This is a genomic window from Chryseobacterium sp. GW823-FHT05E08 (genome assembly GCF_058795655.1).
The window spans coordinates 19121-36205 of sequence record NZ_JBXAHY010000006.1; the positions used below are offsets into that span (position 1 = coordinate 19121).

Annotated in this window: 9 protein-coding genes; 8 read left to right on the plus strand and 1 reads right to left on the minus strand. The window is 36.0% G+C overall.

From position 1 onward, the window contains the following. Positions 1-272: 272 nt before the first annotated feature. The 7 genes from AC1Q7L_RS18305 to AC1Q7L_RS18335 all read left to right on the plus strand — a co-directional run bounded on the left by AC1Q7L_RS18305 (position 273) and on the right by AC1Q7L_RS18335 (position 8788). Positions 273-818, plus strand: coding sequence for a peptidoglycan-binding protein LysM (locus AC1Q7L_RS18305; protein WP_309944897.1), 546 nt, complete (start codon positions 273-275; stop codon positions 816-818). A gap of 201 nt (positions 819-1019) precedes the next feature. Further along, positions 1020-1565, plus strand: a complete 546-nt coding sequence (locus tag AC1Q7L_RS18310) for a peptidoglycan-binding protein LysM (protein WP_492307448.1) — start codon at positions 1020-1022, stop codon at positions 1563-1565. Between the two features lie 82 nt (positions 1566-1647). Then, positions 1648-2448: a fimbrial biogenesis chaperone gene (locus AC1Q7L_RS18315; protein ID WP_223878199.1), complete on the plus strand. Its 801-nt coding sequence runs from the start codon at positions 1648-1650 to the stop codon at positions 2446-2448. 9 nt (positions 2449-2457) lie between these two features. Beyond that, positions 2458-5262 (plus strand): collagen binding domain-containing protein, encoded by a 2805-nt coding sequence (locus AC1Q7L_RS18320; RefSeq protein ID WP_073174710.1) that lies wholly within the window; start codon positions 2458-2460, stop codon positions 5260-5262. A gap of 10 nt (positions 5263-5272) precedes the next feature. After that, positions 5273-6706 carry a hypothetical protein gene (locus AC1Q7L_RS18325; RefSeq protein WP_073174711.1) on the plus strand — a complete coding sequence of 478 codons (1434 nt, stop codon included), beginning with the start codon at positions 5273-5275 and terminating at the stop codon, positions 6704-6706. A gap of 703 nt (positions 6707-7409) precedes the next feature. Further along, the gene (locus AC1Q7L_RS18330; protein WP_073174713.1) at positions 7410-8144 is read left to right on the plus strand and encodes a sensor histidine kinase; all 735 of its coding nucleotides are present in this window, start codon (positions 7410-7412) and stop codon (positions 8142-8144) included. Continuing rightward, positions 8144-8788, plus strand: coding sequence for a response regulator (locus AC1Q7L_RS18335; RefSeq protein WP_073174714.1), 645 nt, complete (start codon positions 8144-8146; stop codon positions 8786-8788). The genes AC1Q7L_RS18330 and AC1Q7L_RS18335 overlap by 1 nt, the downstream gene beginning before the upstream one ends. Before the next feature lie 641 nt (positions 8789-9429). Here AC1Q7L_RS18335 and AC1Q7L_RS18340 read toward each other — a convergent pair. After that, positions 9430-13335 carry a response regulator gene (locus tag AC1Q7L_RS18340; protein ID WP_223878201.1) on the minus strand — a complete coding sequence of 1302 codons (3906 nt, stop codon included), beginning with the start codon at positions 13333-13335 and terminating at the stop codon, positions 9430-9432. Between the two features lie 1433 nt (positions 13336-14768). Here AC1Q7L_RS18340 and AC1Q7L_RS18345 point away from each other — a divergent pair. Next, positions 14769-17063, plus strand: coding sequence for a hypothetical protein (locus AC1Q7L_RS18345; RefSeq protein ID WP_073174716.1), 2295 nt, complete (start codon positions 14769-14771; stop codon positions 17061-17063). Positions 17064-17085: the final 22 nt, after the last annotated feature.

Below are 17085 nucleotides of genomic sequence, written 5' to 3' on the forward strand. Positions count from 1 at the left end.
GTCTGATATTTTAGGTAAGCCAGCCGGAACTTATACGCAAACAGTAACTTATACCGCGACTGCTTTATAATAAAAAAAACACATCAATATACATGCCCTCAGTACCTGGAAAGTACTGAGGTTTTTTCAATTTAAACCCAATGAATAATTCTGTAGTGATTTTACTACATGAACTTCCGTTTTCCACTACAAAGAAACTTTTATTGCCGCTGTAAATTTGTAGTGTTCAATAGAGAACAATTAAATAAGAATAACAATAAAATATTACCATCATGACAAAACAAATCGCAATCACAGCCTTAACTATTGGAGCAATGATATTAGGAACTAACAATGTTCAAGCTCAAAATACTACTGCAACCACAACGGTAAACATTACCCTGAACGATGTAATCTCTATCGACGCAGGAAGTACTGCCATTGGTAATACGGTTGACTTTAACTATGCTACTGCAGCAGATTACAACTCTGATCAGACCATTACTAAAGCCAACTCTTTAAAAGTTACTTCCACGAAGAACTTTAATGTTAAAGTAAAAGCAGGAGGTGCTAATTTTATGAATGGAACCAACTTAATCCCTGTAAATGTTTTGACTATCAAAGCAGCTACAGCTGCCGGAACTATGGGCGGAACAAAAAATGCTGTGGTTTTATCGGCAACGGATCAGAATTTAGTTACCAATGCTCCTCTTGGAAGTGCATTAACACTGAATCTGGACTACACTATTCCCGCGGCAAAATCATCATCTTCTGATATTTTAGGTAAGCCAGCCGGAACTTATACGCAAACAGTAACTTATACCGCGACTGCTTTATAATAAAAAAACACATCAATATACATGCCCTCAGTACCTGGAAAGTACTGAGGTTTTTTCAATTTAAACCCAATGAATAATTCTGTAGTGATTTTACTACATGAACTTCCTTTTACCACTACAAAGAAACTTTTATTGCCGCTGTAGATTTGTAATGTTCAATAGAGAACAATTAAATAAGAATAACAATTAAATATTACTACCATGACAAAACAAATCGCAATCACAGCCTTAACTATTGGAGCAATGATATTAGCAACTAACAATGTTCAAGCTCAAAATACTACTGCAACCACAACGGTAAACATTACCCTGAACGATGTAATCTCTATCGATGCAGGAAGTACAGCAATTGGTGGTGTAGTCGCCTTTAACTATGTTACTGCAGCAGACTATAATTCGGAAAAAACAGTGGCTCAAGCCAACGCTTTGAAAGTTACTTCAACAAAGAATTTTAATGTAAAAGTAAAAGCAGGTGGCCCAACTTTCGTCAATGGTTCAAACTCAATCCCTGTAGATGTTTTGACTATCAAAGCAGCTACGGTTGCCGGAACTATGGGCGGAACAAAAAACGATGTGGTTTTATCTGCAGGAGAAAAAAACTTAGTCGCCAATGCTCCTCTTGGAAGTGCATTAACACTGAATTTGGACTACACCATTCCCGCGGCAAAATCATCATCTTCTGATATTTTAGGTAAGCCAGCCGGAACTTATACACAAACAGTAACTTATACCGCGACTGCTTTATAATAAAATTTTTAGTTTGTAAAGGCTCATTTTGCTGCGTTTTTCAGTAGTTTTGAGAATCTTTTATTATTAAACTATTTACACCATGCACAAGTTTATTCACCTTTTCATTTTCTTTATCCTTACAGGGTCTTCTTCACTTCTGGCACAAAGCATCTCTATGTCACCTACACGCTTGTTTTTCACAGGTAATCCAGGAGAAAAAGTAACAAAAACAGTCACGCTTCAAAACAACTCGGATAAAGATTATGTTTTTAATCTCAACTATAAAGATTGGGTTAGAGAAGAAGACGGAAATAAGGTTTATCTTGAAGCAGGCAGTTCAAAAACTTCCAATGCCTCCTGGGTGTCTACCTTAGAAAATGCTGTAACAGTTCCTGCCAAAAGTACAAAGGAGATTGTAGTAACCATGCAGATTCCGGCAAACGCATCACAGTCTGCTGTTACGAACAGTATGTTGTTTTTTACCCAACTTCCTCAGCAGGCAGATAAGGCGCGTATTCAGAATGGTATTGGTATTATCACTTTATTTGAGGTGGGACTTCACATCTTTTACACTCCACCGGGAAACCATGTGAAAAGTTTGGATATTACCAATATTTCAGAAGTGAGCAATGAGAGTACTACGAATAGAAAAGTCGCTGTAAGCATTCATAATGACGGAAACACCATCAATGATGCCACCGTTGAGTTTGAACTCACCAATACAGACAGTGGTAAAGAAATAAAATTACCCGCAATTTCCATCTCCATGTTTCCGGATACCAATCAGGTTGTTCAGTTTTCTTTACCAGAGAACATTTCAGGGAACTTCCTTGGCGTGGTTATCGTTAAAATGGCAGAATCCAATGATTTACGTGTAGGAGAAAAAAACTTTAAATTTTAAAATTAAGCCTTGAAACCACAGAATGGAATATCAATATCAGTACTAAGAAGAACAATCTTATTTTTTGTATTTGTTCTTCTGCACTTTTCGTGGGCCTTTGCACAGGAAAAAAAGGATATACAAATCCATTTTGAAAATGACAGTGTAACTGTTGAGAAGGGTTCTACTTTTACTAATTTCCTGGTCATTGAGAATAAAAGTTCTGAAGAGATTATGATTCAGAATATCATCCCTCAGGAACAATATCCGGGATTGCTTTTCTATCCCAAAAATGACTTTACCTTAGGCGTTGGTCAGTCTAAAAATCTTCCTGTGAAACTGATCGCCAACGTGGATTTTATGAAACTGAGATCCAATAAGATCCAATTCCAGGTTTCATATGCCACTCCAACGGTTACCAGAACTGAAAGCGCCTCGTTCTTTGTCGCTAAAGGCGAGAACAAAAACATCGCAATTTATACAGCCACCTACGAAAATTTCATTAACCCTGCTTTGCCCCAATCTTCAATTCTGCTGACTGTAGAAAACCAGGGCTATAGTAAACGAACCGTTAAGATTGATTTGCAATCAATTCCTGATGGTCTGGAAATTTTACCCAAACAGCAAACCTTATCTCTGGAAGGGTTAGAAAAACAAACGGTTGAGATCAAAATTGCAGTCAGAAAACAGAATACACTTTATCCGGAATTTAATATTAATGCAATCGTCACAGATCTGCTTGATAATAAAATTGTGGGAAGCAATACGCTCTACTTAGTTATTTTATCGCACAACAGACAAATTGCCCGTGGAAACGAAGCGGTGAGCGGAAGTAACTTTGTGGAAATGAGCTATAATGAAAACAGTTCAGGTTTCAATTTTCTTCAATTAAGGGGAAACACAGCATTCCGGGTGACTGAGAATTTAAAATCGCGCTTCAATATCGGTGCAGATTACTATTTTGAAGACGGTCTTTATAACGTGTATGATACCTGGCTGGAACTGGAGAGAAAAAATACGGTTTTACGCTTGGGAAATGTTAACAGCAGCGATTACGACTACCCTGTTTTCGGAAGAGGTGGGAAAGTTTCTACCAAATTTGGTAACAATAATCAGATTGAAGTTCTTGCGCTGGAAAGTAATTATAATCTGTACGGTACTTATTTCCAGCAAACAGAAGGATCTACCATGGTGGGTGCAAAATATGCTTTTGGAAATACTAAATCTTTCAATGGAAAAGTGTCCTATATTTTCGACCATGATCCGCGCTTTAACGTAGATACGCAGGTAGCGAATGCGGTAACATCATTGTTAATTAACGAAAAACACATCATCCGTACGGAGGTGGGAGTGAGTAACGAAAAAGGTCTTTCGAACAAAGACGAAAACACAGGAGCTTCAATGGGAGCCAATTACGAGGGAAAAATAGGGAAATGGGATGTACAATCTTTCAATTCCTTTGCCACCAAAAGTTATGCAGGGATCAAACGAGGATCTTTTTTTTCAAATCAGCGGATCGGCCGCCAATTTTCTGCTGCTCAGCGTGCTTTTATACAATATCAGAATTCGCAGGTAGAACCCGAGTTCCTGAGTTTCCAGAGTGAACCCATCCAACCTGGGAATACTTCTAATTTGCGTTATTATTTCAACAGTACAGAAGCTTTGGGACTAGGGTATCAGTTTTCTTTAAAGAAGTGGAATTTCCTACTTTATCCAAAGGTTGAAAAACAAAAAACAGCTAATTTTTATACATCACAGGAACTTTTTTCTTACCGATTGGAAGCCAACATCAGTACTACATTAGGTGCCCACGGATTGAACCTGACGGCTGAATATTCTTATTCAAAAGAGAATGATCAACCAGACTGGTTCAATAGTTTGAGAACAACTTTATCTTACAGATATAAGTCATTCTCCCTCAACGGAACAGCCCAATGGAACGCAATCAGTGTCTTTGATTTAAATTCTTATTATGATGGAAACCGTAATTTCGCCAATTATAATGTGTATGCCTCCTATAATTTCCAGATGTTTAATCATAATCTGACTGGATCTTTTTCAGCCGGGACCTTCTATTCGGAACTTTATAAAAATTTAAACAGTAATATCACCGGTAATCTGGAATATAAGATTTCGCCTTCCTGGTCCACCACAGGGTATTTTAATCTGTCCGGTTATAAATCTACGGCTGAATATGCAACCAGTGGAAGTTATTACCAGTTCAGAGTGGGAATTAAAAAATATTTTACCACAGCAACTGCTCTCGGAAATTATAAAGTGGCTCTCCAGTTCTTTGAAGATAAAAATTTTAATGGGCTTCTGGAATCCGGTGAATCGGTACTTGCTAATGAAATTGTAAAACTGGACAATTATGTAGCGATAACAGATAAGAATGGAAAAGTAGTTTTTCAGAATGTGCCTGAAGGTACTTACACACTGAAAATGAACGAAAGTGCAGGTGCCCGGTTGATGATGGATCCTGTCATTATGGTGCATGCCAATATTAACCGTAAAGTAGGCTTGGTAAAAAACATTAAGGTAAGTGGGAAATTAACAGAGATCAAACAAGCCTACGATACTGTGGAAACGGATGTAACAGGAATAGTAGTATATGCAAAAAGTGAAGAGGGGATGATCTATACAGCCGTGGTTAACCAAAAAAATGAGTTTGAGTTTTTCCTGAAAGATGGAAAATACAATCTCTATATTGAAAATGACAAATACAGCTATACACAACCCAGCCAAACTATTCAGGTGACAAAAGAAGGTTATTCAAAAGCCGTGGTTTTTGAGTATAAAAAGAAAGACACCACCATTAAGGTGAAAAAGTTTTAAATTTAAAAGTATGAAAAAGATGAGGTCTTTTCTAATAGGAATATTTACCATATTGTTCGGGTCTACAGCTACGAAAGCTCAGGATGTTTACCTGTCGGTCCCTGATAATACTATTTTTAACAGGAGCGAATTTACCTCAGTACCTACAAGGGTAATGACGAACGCCAACAGAACCAACTGGGATTATGCCTTTTTGGGATTACTCCCAACAGCTCCTACATTCACCTCTGTTTCCGGGCCAAATTTTACTCACTCTTCTTCCTCACTTACTTTACCCGGTTCCGTACTTCTGTGGCAGTTGGAAAGTATGGGTGGACAGATGCCATCTACCGGACTTTCAGGTTACTTACCAGGTTTTCAGTCGTTCAGTACAAGCGCTGTAAAATGGTTTGAACCGCCATCCATCAGTATCGGGGGCGGATTCAACCGGGGAAATATCAATTTTACATTTAAAATTCCTGCCTCACAATTTAGTACCAATGCTTTCCGGGCCGGGAATTACTCCATGGATATAACTCAGAATTATAATGACTTCACACCCCGTAATTTTAAAACAATTTTAGTCATCCCTTCAGCTATACGATGGGTAGCAAACTCCTTAACAAAATACATAGAAATATCTTCTTTGAATGACTACCGCAGTACAAGCACGCGGGTGTGGGATTTGGGGAATACGGAAATCGCAAATACGGTTGATTTTAATTTTTGGGCGAAAGCTGCAGCAACAACAGTTCAGTTCACGTCCTCTAAAGGTGTTCCGGGAACCAGAAATATAGCAAGCATTAAATTGGGCAATAATGGAGCGGCACTCACTACCAAAGCCTTATCTTCCGATTTTCAGAATTTTTCTGCTTCTAATTTCAGTGTTGTAGCAGGAAACAGAAACAGCTTAATTCCGCAGCTTTATGTGTCTGCGGAAGATTTTAAAAACTTTTTTTTTGAAGCCGGAACGTATACGTTTGATTTGAACTTCAATGCCAGCAGTACAGATAACTCCATTAACAGTTTGCAAAATACGGCTGTTCAGTTGAAGGTACTTCCTCTGTCGGAGATCACCATTCCCAGTTCCGGGCGCAGTGTAAACTTCAATTTTAATACTGCTGCTCATTACACTGATGGTCAGTCACAAATGATACCCAACCAAATTATTTTGTCCAATAATGAAAGTTTTGAGCTCTATGTAAAATCGGACGAAAATTATTTCAAGAAAGGCGGTCTGCAGACCAGCATCAATTCCAACATTTTACAAATTGGCATCGATGGGAGTTCTGTAAATGTTCCCTTATCCAAAACTCCTCAAAAAATACTCTTTAACGGAGCACCGGTTTTGGACCGTGCACTGAACGTAAGATACACCATACCACCTGCGGGTGCCCAAAGTTTGGTAGGGAAGGAAAATACCACATACTCTATCAATGTTTATTATAGTTTTACGGCTATTTAACAACACTTTCTGAAATAGCTCTTCCCTATGGAGCATGTTAATAGCAATAATCAATCGCCGTATCAGCACGGTATTGATAGATTATGGAGCTTTGTACCATGAGTATTCAATTGGAAGAGAAGTCTGTGTTCACGCTTCCAGTATTTTGTTTTGTGAGTACATTTTAACCAATATTTTATGGTTTCATTTCCACAATTGGCCGAAAACACAAAACTGCCCAAAAGATTTCCTAAAGGATCTCTATCCAGAAACCTTTTTTCCTTTGATGAGTTCTCCTCCCTCCATCAAACCCTTTATTTTTCATTACTTGTAGATACATTTTTGGAGTCTGGCTATCAATTATTGACGCTTCAAGCTGTCATTTTTTATCTTGCATCATTTGATCAGTTATCTCTTGATATTGTCCATTTTCCATCTTTTGCCCATTGTCGGTAATGCCAGTAAACAATTTACAAAGTGGATGTCTGTCGAAATATTATGCCACATAAAGCCGTTTTTAGTTAAATAAAATAGTAGATTTATTATTTCAGGTAAATCCTATTCAATTTTTCTTTTTACTAATATGATATTTTTTATAACTTGCCAGCACCTGGAAGAAAGGCCTGAACTATATGTTTTTATTGGTATTTAAAGAATATAACGCTTTCCGCCTTTTTTCAAAAATAATAATTCAAACAGCTTCTAAAACCATGATACTGAATTTATGAATGATTTTGTCAATGAACTCCAATTAAAAATCGAAAGACTGGAAAACGAAATCAATTTCAAGAACGGACTGATCTCGATATTGTCTCATGACTCAAAAGAACTGTTTGGAACTTTTCTGTGGCTTATAGAACAGTTAGAGCAAAAAACTTTAAGTGAGGAAGATTTTTTTAAGTTGTTGCCGCAGGTAAAACGCGATGCCCAGAAGAATCTGCAAACTACCCAGGACAGCATTGCCTGGCTAAAAACACAATACGGGGAATTTAAGATTAACCCCGTTAAAATCATGGTGATGGATCTCTTTCACTATTTAGAAGAAAAATACGCTGCTCAATTAAAAGAAAAAAATATTAAATTTTATTTTAAAGGAGATCACAACGCATTTCTTACAAGCGATCGTATGTTGCTCGAATATATTTTAGATAAAATTTTTAACAATGCGGTAAAATATTCCTTACCGGGTCAAGATATTTATTTACAAGCAATTACAGAAGGTGATCAGATTATGCTTTCTGTGATTGATTTCGGAACGGGAATACATGAAAAGTATTTACCTGGGATCTATAATCATGGCAATCCCATATTTCTGGGAACTGCAGGCGAGAAAGGAGTGGGATTAAGTTTGAAAATTGTAAAAAATTTTATATCCTTGCTTAATGGAAACCTCCAAATCATTTCCACTGAAAATAAAGGCACCACGGTTTCCCTTTTTTTACGTAAATTTATAGAGTAATGGGTTTAAAAGTAAACATTCGCATTGTTGTAGCAGACGATCATGGTATCGTCCGGATGGGTTTGATACAAGCAATTAAACGATTCAGACCCGATGCTATAATTTCAGAAGTAGAGGATTATAAATCGCTGTACAAATTAATTCTGAAAGAAGAATTTGATCTGGCCATTATGGACGTTAATATGCCTAATGGTACTGTTCAGGAAGCAATAGATTACATAAAAATTCACCAGCCTGCATTAAAAACTCTGATATTTTCTTCTCAGGATGAAGAGTTGTATGGAATGCGTTATCTGAAAATGGGTGCTGGTGGCTATCTAAGCAAGTTAAGCTCTACTGAAGTCATTGAGACTGCTTTAACGGCGATGCTCAGTAAAGGCCGATATGTCAGTGAGAATATAAAAGAAGCGATTTTTTTAGAATCATTAAACGGCGCTGTAAAAAATTCTCCCTTTGAAGCATTATCAGACCGCGAATTGCAAATTGCCAATAAGCTTGCTGAAGGTCTTCCTCTCAAAGAAATTTCTAATCAGCTGAATCTCCATTCATCAACGATCAGTACATACAAAGTAAGGTTGTTTGAGAAGCTGAAAATACGATCCATACCCGAATTAGTGGAGATTCTTAGGCTGTATAATCAGTAAATATTCTATTATTTCCCAATTTGTCATCCCTAGAAATTGTGGGATCTTGTACATCAGAACAAGATTCTTCACTCGCTGCCTTCAGGGAATCTTCCGTGAAATCACTTTGAACTTACGGAACAGGAGATTGGCAGGTCGACAGAAGCCAAGCTCACAAATTCCCTGTGCTATCATAAATACTTTTTTTTCTGAATCGTCCAACCTTTGAAGAAAAAGTGTTTTAAAAGATCTTTTAACACCAAATATTTAATTGTGAATCACCGGTGCTTTTTCATCCGCATAAATGATAATCTTACATATTTTCTTATCAATAATACCGGACCAGATTATTGATCGGACACATTCTTTATACTCAATAAAATTATACAGAAGAAGAATGAGAACCAGTGCTATAATAGAAAGCATACCCGGAATTTGGTTTCCTCATAGATTGTATTGCAGAAAGAATTTAAATTCCTAAAGCAAAAGGCCTCACATGATACAGTAATTGCCCGCACAACACCTTTTCTTCTAAAGAATCAATAACTTCTTTACCATTTGAGGGTCAAAAGTAACTTCGTCCTTCTTTTAATATTTAAGCTCACTTGCTTTGAAAATCAGATCATTATCTTCGGAAATCAAAATTAACTTAGCTTTTGATTTTATTTTAGTAAACTTTTTATTAGGTCTAATCCTATTGTTATTTCTTCTTTTATTTCTTTCTCCATCGCAGAAAAATCTATATTTTCATCAGCTTTTTTCTCCCATTTCAATGCACAATCTGAAAGCCTGAAAAGACCGGCAGTTCCGGCAGTGCCTTTAAGCTTATGAAGAATCATTTTGACATCGTCCGCATTTTTTACTGCTGCTGTGTCAACAATATTATTCTCTGTCTGTATAAGCTCGTTAATCACAAGGTTTAAAAAAATATCTTTGAATTCTTCATCACCACCAATCTGCTCATTCAGTATATCCATGTTGATATATTTCTTGGTTAGTATTTTAGCTTCTGTTTCAACATCTTTATCTTTTTGAATGGCAATATACTTTTTGAGCATTTCCAAAAGATCTGCCTGTCGCAAAGGTTTAGGCAGAAAATCGGTCATCCCAGACTCCATACATTTTTCTTTCTCTCCCAAAACGTTTCCTGCTGTTACACCAATAATAGGTATGTTTTTGTATCCGGGTAAGAGGCGAACCTGTTGTGTAGCTTCAATACCGTTCATTACCGGCATCTGTACATCCATAAGAATAATAGAGAATTCTCTTTTCTTGCATTCTTCCAAAGCTTCGAGACCGTTTACCGCTTCTGTAAGATGCGCACCAGGAATAAGTAATTTCATCATTTTATTATTCAGAACCATATTCACCGGGCTATCGTCTACTAACAGAACTTCTAGCTCTTTCATAAAAGAAAACTGGTCTTTTTGACAATGTTCAAGAGCAGCAACTTCTGTCACGGTATTTTGTGCCACACGTCTAAGTGTTTTATAAAGATCATCAGACTTTATAGGCTTTAAGAGAAAATAAGAATTGTCTTCCTTACGGAAGGAATTAATGACATCATGTTCCTCCGAAGAAGTATGAAGAATTACCAATGGTGAGGTCTCATTCCGTTCAATAAATAACTTTTTGATCTTATCAATTGTTTCCAAGCCAGAAATTACCGGCATATGATAATCCATCAGTATTACATCGAAATGTTCACCTCTTAGCAATATCTGTAAAGCTTCCATTCCGTTGGCAGCCAGTGTAGATTCTATATTTTTATAGGTAAGCATGTGTTGAAGAATGATTCTGTTTGCTTCATTATCATCTACCACTAGCACTTTTTTTATAGTGAGATCATCTTCTTCTCTCAATTCGGATATTTCGTAAGGAATTTCAATATCGAAGTAAAAAACTGAACCCTTCTCAGGTGTACTGATCAGCGATAAATGACTTCCCATATATCCAAGAATATTGTTTGAAATGGTAAGGCCGAGACCGGTTCCTCCGTAACGCTTACTGATAGAGCTGTTTTCCTGTGTGAAAGCATCAAAAATATGTTTCTGCTTTTCGATAGGTATGCCAATCCCTGTATCTCTTACAGAAAATCGTAGAACAATATTGCTATCATCCATGCGGAGTTTTTCTACTTTCAGCTCAATTTCACCTTGCCCCGTGAACTTTACTGCATTACCCAAGAGGTTAATAAGTATTTGCCTTAATCTGGATTCATCAAGTAATAAAGTTTTTGGAAGTCCTTGTTCAATATTAAGAAGAAGTTCAATATCTTTTTTCTGAGACTGATACAGAATCACATTAATAACCTGACTTACCATGTCATAAACATTACTTTTCTCTATCAGAAGCTCCATTTTACCGGATTCTATTTTAGAGAAATCCAAAATATCATTAATAATATTCAAGAGGTTTTCCCCGGATTCGTTAATGTAATTAAGATATTGAGTCTGAATATCGTTGAGAGGAGTACGCAAAAGAAGATCAGAGAAACCGATCACTCCATTTAAAGGTGTTCGTATCTCATGACTCATATTCGCAAGAAACTCTGATTTTGCCTTGCTTGCGATATCAGCCATTTTTTTTGCATTTTTAAGTTCTTCATTGGTGTGTACAGAATTAGTTATATTTTGAACAGAAACAATCACCCCTCCAATTTCATTATGTGACAGATACCATGGACCAACTTTAAGGTCGAAATGCTGAATTTCTTCTTTGCCCTCAATACTCATCGCAAAATCTTCATTTATATAAGTTTTACCTTGCAAGGCAGCGCGATAAATTTCTTTTCGTTCTTCAGGAATGTTTGGTGATATAACAAAAAGATTCTTTCCGATTATATCAGTCTCATTCATTTTGAATTCATCTTTCCATCTACTGCTTACAGAAATATAATTAAGATCTATATCAAACATCGCCACGGCAACTGGAACATAAGTTACAAACGATTGCATCATTGCTTCTTTTTTAGCAACATCAAGGAACATATTTTTGAATACATCAATATCCTGAATTATCCCATAAACCCTGTTGCAACTGCCATTTTCAAATTCCGGAATTCCTTTTACCCTTACCCAGATCGTAACACCATCATTACGCACTAGCTGAAATTCATCATCATACGGAACTCCTTCTGTCACCGCTCTGTTGAATAAAAATTTAACTCTTTCTCTACTATCTTCTTTGTAAAAACCGATAGCATTTTCTAAATTAGGCTGAAAATCATTACTTATCTTATGAATTTCTTTGGTACTTTGAGACCAAAATACGGTGTCTTTTTTCAAATTTACTTCCCAACCACCAACTTGAGCTACAGAACTTGTCTGCTCCAGCATTTTTTTGGTATGAATCAGATCTTTCTCTAAAGTCATTCTTTCGGTGACGTTCAATGCTGTGCTTATTATATAAGGTTTCCCTTCTTTATCTATCTCAACAAGATTGTGGTACATCCAAATCTGCTCTACCCCATTCTTTGCCTTGAGAATCATAGTTCCGAAATCCTCTTTGTTTTTATTAATCCTATCAAGATACTGGTATAAAGAAGACCAATTATGCTCAGAAACAAGGTCTCTAAGGTTTAATTTTTTTACCTCATCCATAGAATAATGAAGCGTTTCTCTACCTTTTTCGTTAACAGCGATAATGTTGCCCTCCATGTCATGCATACTCATCAAACCGATGGCATTTTCAAAGAAACTCCTGAAACGTCTCTCTGAGCTTTCCAACTGACGTTTTTCTTCAGTCTGCGCAGTAATGTTGATTCCGAAGCAAAAAATTTCAGAAAGTTCCTGATTTGGCTTCAAAACCCATTCTACAATCACGGAACTTCCATCTTTAACTATGGTAGAAGTAGTAAAAGATACTTCCTGATAACTCTTCGTAAGATTTTTAAGCTTTGAAAGTTCCTTATTGCCTTCATCGAAAACCTCATTGAAATGAAGCCCAATCATTTCTGTTTTCTTCAATGAAAACACTTTTTCTACTACTGGATTGAAATCTTTAAACTTTAATTCACCATCTAAAACACAGATCAGATTATTGGATATATTGAAGAGTTGTTGAAAATATTCTGCATAAATTGTCTTTCTCTTTACCATTAGAAGGTTAGAAATAACATCTGAAAGTTTTTTGAGTGCTGTAATCTGTCTATCTGTTATAATTCGGGGTTTATAATCAATCACACAGATTGTTCCTAATGTAAAACCTTCGTCATCAATAAATGGTATGCCTACATAAAATCGTATCCCTCCTTCCAAAATTAGTGGATTGTTCCGGGATCTGTCATCCAAAAGCGTATCATTGATAATCACAACTTCTCCGCTTGCTATCGAATATTGGCAAACCGTATTCTCGCGATGTACAGAATCGATCTCAAGACCTATACAGCTTTGGATGGTTTGAGTTTCACTTTCCATAATTGCAATTAAAGAAGCAGGACAATCGGCAATGAGACATGCAGTCTCTGCAAAAACATCAAATTGAGGGTCTTTGCCTAAGTTCAGCAGATCAAAAAATTCTAATTTTTTCAATCTTCCTAACTCATTATCAGGAATGATATTTTTCATAATATTAATCGCTAAATTATTTAAAAATTAATAAATATCATTATAATATTTATATAAATAACCTTTTATAAAAGTTTGAATTATAAATACAACAATCCCTAATTATTCAAAAAGCATTATTACAAATTTATTAATCTATATACGTAAATATTATATAAAAATTCATGGAAATATCTCTATTACATATGCCATATTAAACAAAATGTGATGATAAAAAAAATCTATCTTTCAATAAAATTGTTCGATAAAAATAAGCTTTGTAATTCTTATTTAATTTGACTCAATCGAACTAAATCATCTATAAAAGTGTTTGAAGAAATGATCGTCTTGATTTAAGGAGACAACTATTTGATAGTTGTCTCTCTTTTCATAGCCATAACAAAGTACTTATCAAACTGTTACAGTATAACATTTTACGGTTTGAATTTTTCACTTGAAATCTTTATACTATCTAATATATATAGCCTAAAAGGGTCTCACAATTATAATCATCAATAACGTTGAACGTTTGACATCTTTGGGAATTATATAAGAAATCACTCATAAAATCCATAATCCCAACCGCGCTGTACTTTTCAGGAACTTCAAGATTTTTACGCTCTCTGGTAGCAAGTCTCCTTTTACATTTTCACAAAAGATTTAATCATAGCATCTTGTAAATACAGTATACTTTCTTATGAACCCAGCTATATCACTCATTCCTAAGACTGTGATACATCTTTTTGAATCTTCGTATCGTCTTTTTGAATGATAGTAATAACTGCATCTTTCCAAGCTTACACATTGACACCCTTGTAAGATATTTAAGGAATATTCCCGAACAATGTACTCTACAGCCTTACGCTTTTGGACAGGCTTTACCACTTTTTTGAGAGCACATTTTTCAATGCTTCATGCTCTAGACTCAGGTTGGCAAACATCTTTTATAAACGATTATTTTCCAGCTATGACTCTTTGCATTTTGCCAATTCATTGGTGGTGCTGATGCTGCTGAAACATCTTTTCCAGTCATGTAAATTCTGATAATGAAAGCCGTACTTCCTAGACATTTCCTTTGCTAACTGACCTGATTAATACTCTTTTAAAATTGCCAAATGTATCCTAACAAAGGTAACAACTCCAATTTTAAATTTTTCAAGTATTTAAGACATAAAAATTATTTTAAGTTCAATTTTGAATTTAAGCATTTAATAATCTGAGCAATACAATCGATAGGTATGTAATGGGTATTTGAAATTTATGTTGTTCCACAATATTTTTATTGATTTGCATTCAAATTATCTGAGATAGATTTACTCTTCGGACATAAGCTCGCATCAAAACTCTGAAAAGCCATTTCATTAAATTTTAATGTGCTTCAAAAAAATTACTGTGACGTTAGCTATCTCTTTAATTAAGATTTTTCTAAAAAAAAGCAATAAATAAACACAAATATGAAAATTTTTAAGAACTACTTTCTTCTATTTACTTTGCTATGTGCAGGTATTTTGCACTCGCAATGTACAGTAAATGCAGGGGGGAATACTACAATCTGTGGAACATCATATACCTTATCAGGAAGTGCAGGGAACTCTACCACAGGAAATCCCATCTGGTCACTGGTTTCTAAACCGCCGGGAGCAACGGATCCCATTATTTCAAACACTAATATTCTAAATCCTGTAGTTACAGGAATGTCCTCTTATGGAAATTATACATTTCAACTTTATAAAAGTTGCCCATCAGGAAATACAACTTCATTAATAACAATCACTTCCCCTGGTGATATTTCTGGTTTTACGGCAGGTCCAGATATTACTAATATAAATGCAACGTTAGGATCTGCATCTTTAAACGGAGTGATTCCGGATGGCTATACCGGACAATGGAGTGCATATAATATATACACTTGGGAAAGAAGTAGTATAAAAACAAATATCAACTCTCAATTTAGCTCTGTTACCAGTGCTAATACTACATTTAGTCTTATCAATAAAACCAATCATAATGCAGACCCTGCATATGTGGTGACCCTTAGAATAACTTCTACCCTCAATCCGAATTGTTGGTACGAAGATTCTGCCATCATCCGTTTTGTGCCCAATCCTCAAATACAACCTGTTACAAACACCTCTAGATGCGCAGCCAATAATCTGGATTATTCTATACTATTACAAACTAATACTCCATTCTTTTCGACACTTACACCCGGTTCGTCGGGAAACACTTCATATGGAACAACTGTTACTATGAATATACTTAGTACGCCATCACCAAGTGCAACTATAACATTTGTAAGTTTGTCTGATTCTAGAGTCTACTTAAAAGACATCAATATTGTAGGAGCATATATTTTTACGCTTACAATTACCAATACATCTGGAAGTTATACTAGCCCCCAACTCACGTACGTACATCTTGGAATGTCACCATCTGCAGTTAATTTCTTAAATCCTTCATATCCCAACCAAATGATGGTTTATAACAGTAGCGGTAGTGGTGGCGAGGTTCATTGTGATTTAGCAGGTAAGCTAACACCAGTTACTTTTGGTTTTACACTTAATCCAGCAGACCCTGTGAGTCTTGTCACTACAATTACCCAGGATGGTATTATACCTCCAGGTGGATCTCCTACCATTTTAATATCGGGAGCAAATACATCTTCAAGAAGTGTAACGTTAACACCTCCACTTTCTGGATGGAGCATAGGAACCTATAGGTATAGAGTTACCCAAAGTTCATTAGGAGGCTGTACTACTACACAACTATATTACGTGCATATTTCTGACAAAGTAAGACAAAAGGTAACTGTAGATGATGTATATGTTTGTAATCAGGGAAATGGTATTACTACAGCAACAGTTACACTTCCGGCAGTTTACAAAGGAGTTATAAATAGTAGTTATCTTCAAGATTATATTGCATTCTATAATTTCACTCTAATATCAAAACCCGTTGGTTCCGCAACTCCAACTTATGAACCTTACACTAACAGAACTATTTCGAATACTTCTACGGTTATTGGTAATTTAGATAAACCCGGTGAATATGTTTTTAAGGTAAATCCTGTGGTTAACACCCCACCAATAGATATTAATTTCTTAAATAAGGAATACGCTTGTGCGGGAACATCCATGGAAGACACTTTTTCAATCTTTATATCTACACAAATTAATTCCAATGCAGGAAATGAGCAAATTATTTCATGTGTTACAAGTACAATACTCAATGGAAATGACCCTGGTACAGGAAACACTGGTAAATGGTTACTGGTATCTGCTCCTTCAGCCGCAACCCCTATTATCTTGACACCATCTAACAGCATTAGCACCGTAACAGGTCTTAGCGTAGTTGGAGTTTACAAATTTGAATGGACAATTCTATCAGGATCTTTGGGATCTTGTATAAGCAAAAGTGAAGTAACCGTGAATGTTAGCACATGTACAGCATGCTACAAACCTGCAGCAACTGGAACAACGGTGCAGTCTAAACATGGCATCACTTCTCTTGGAAGAGCTGGTGCAGAAAACGGAAACTGGCCAATGGTAAGAAATAACGCTTGGACTGTTCTAGAATCTAAAACCAAAGGATTTGTAATCAACAGAATTTCTACCACAGCAGCAATAGTAGCCTTATCAGATCCTGTAGAAGGAATGATGGTTTATGATGAACAAGCAGATTGTCTTAAAATCAATACTGATGGAACTTCTGGCGGCTGGAAATGTTTCAATACCCAAACCTGCCCATAAATATTTTAACGCTGTTAAGGTC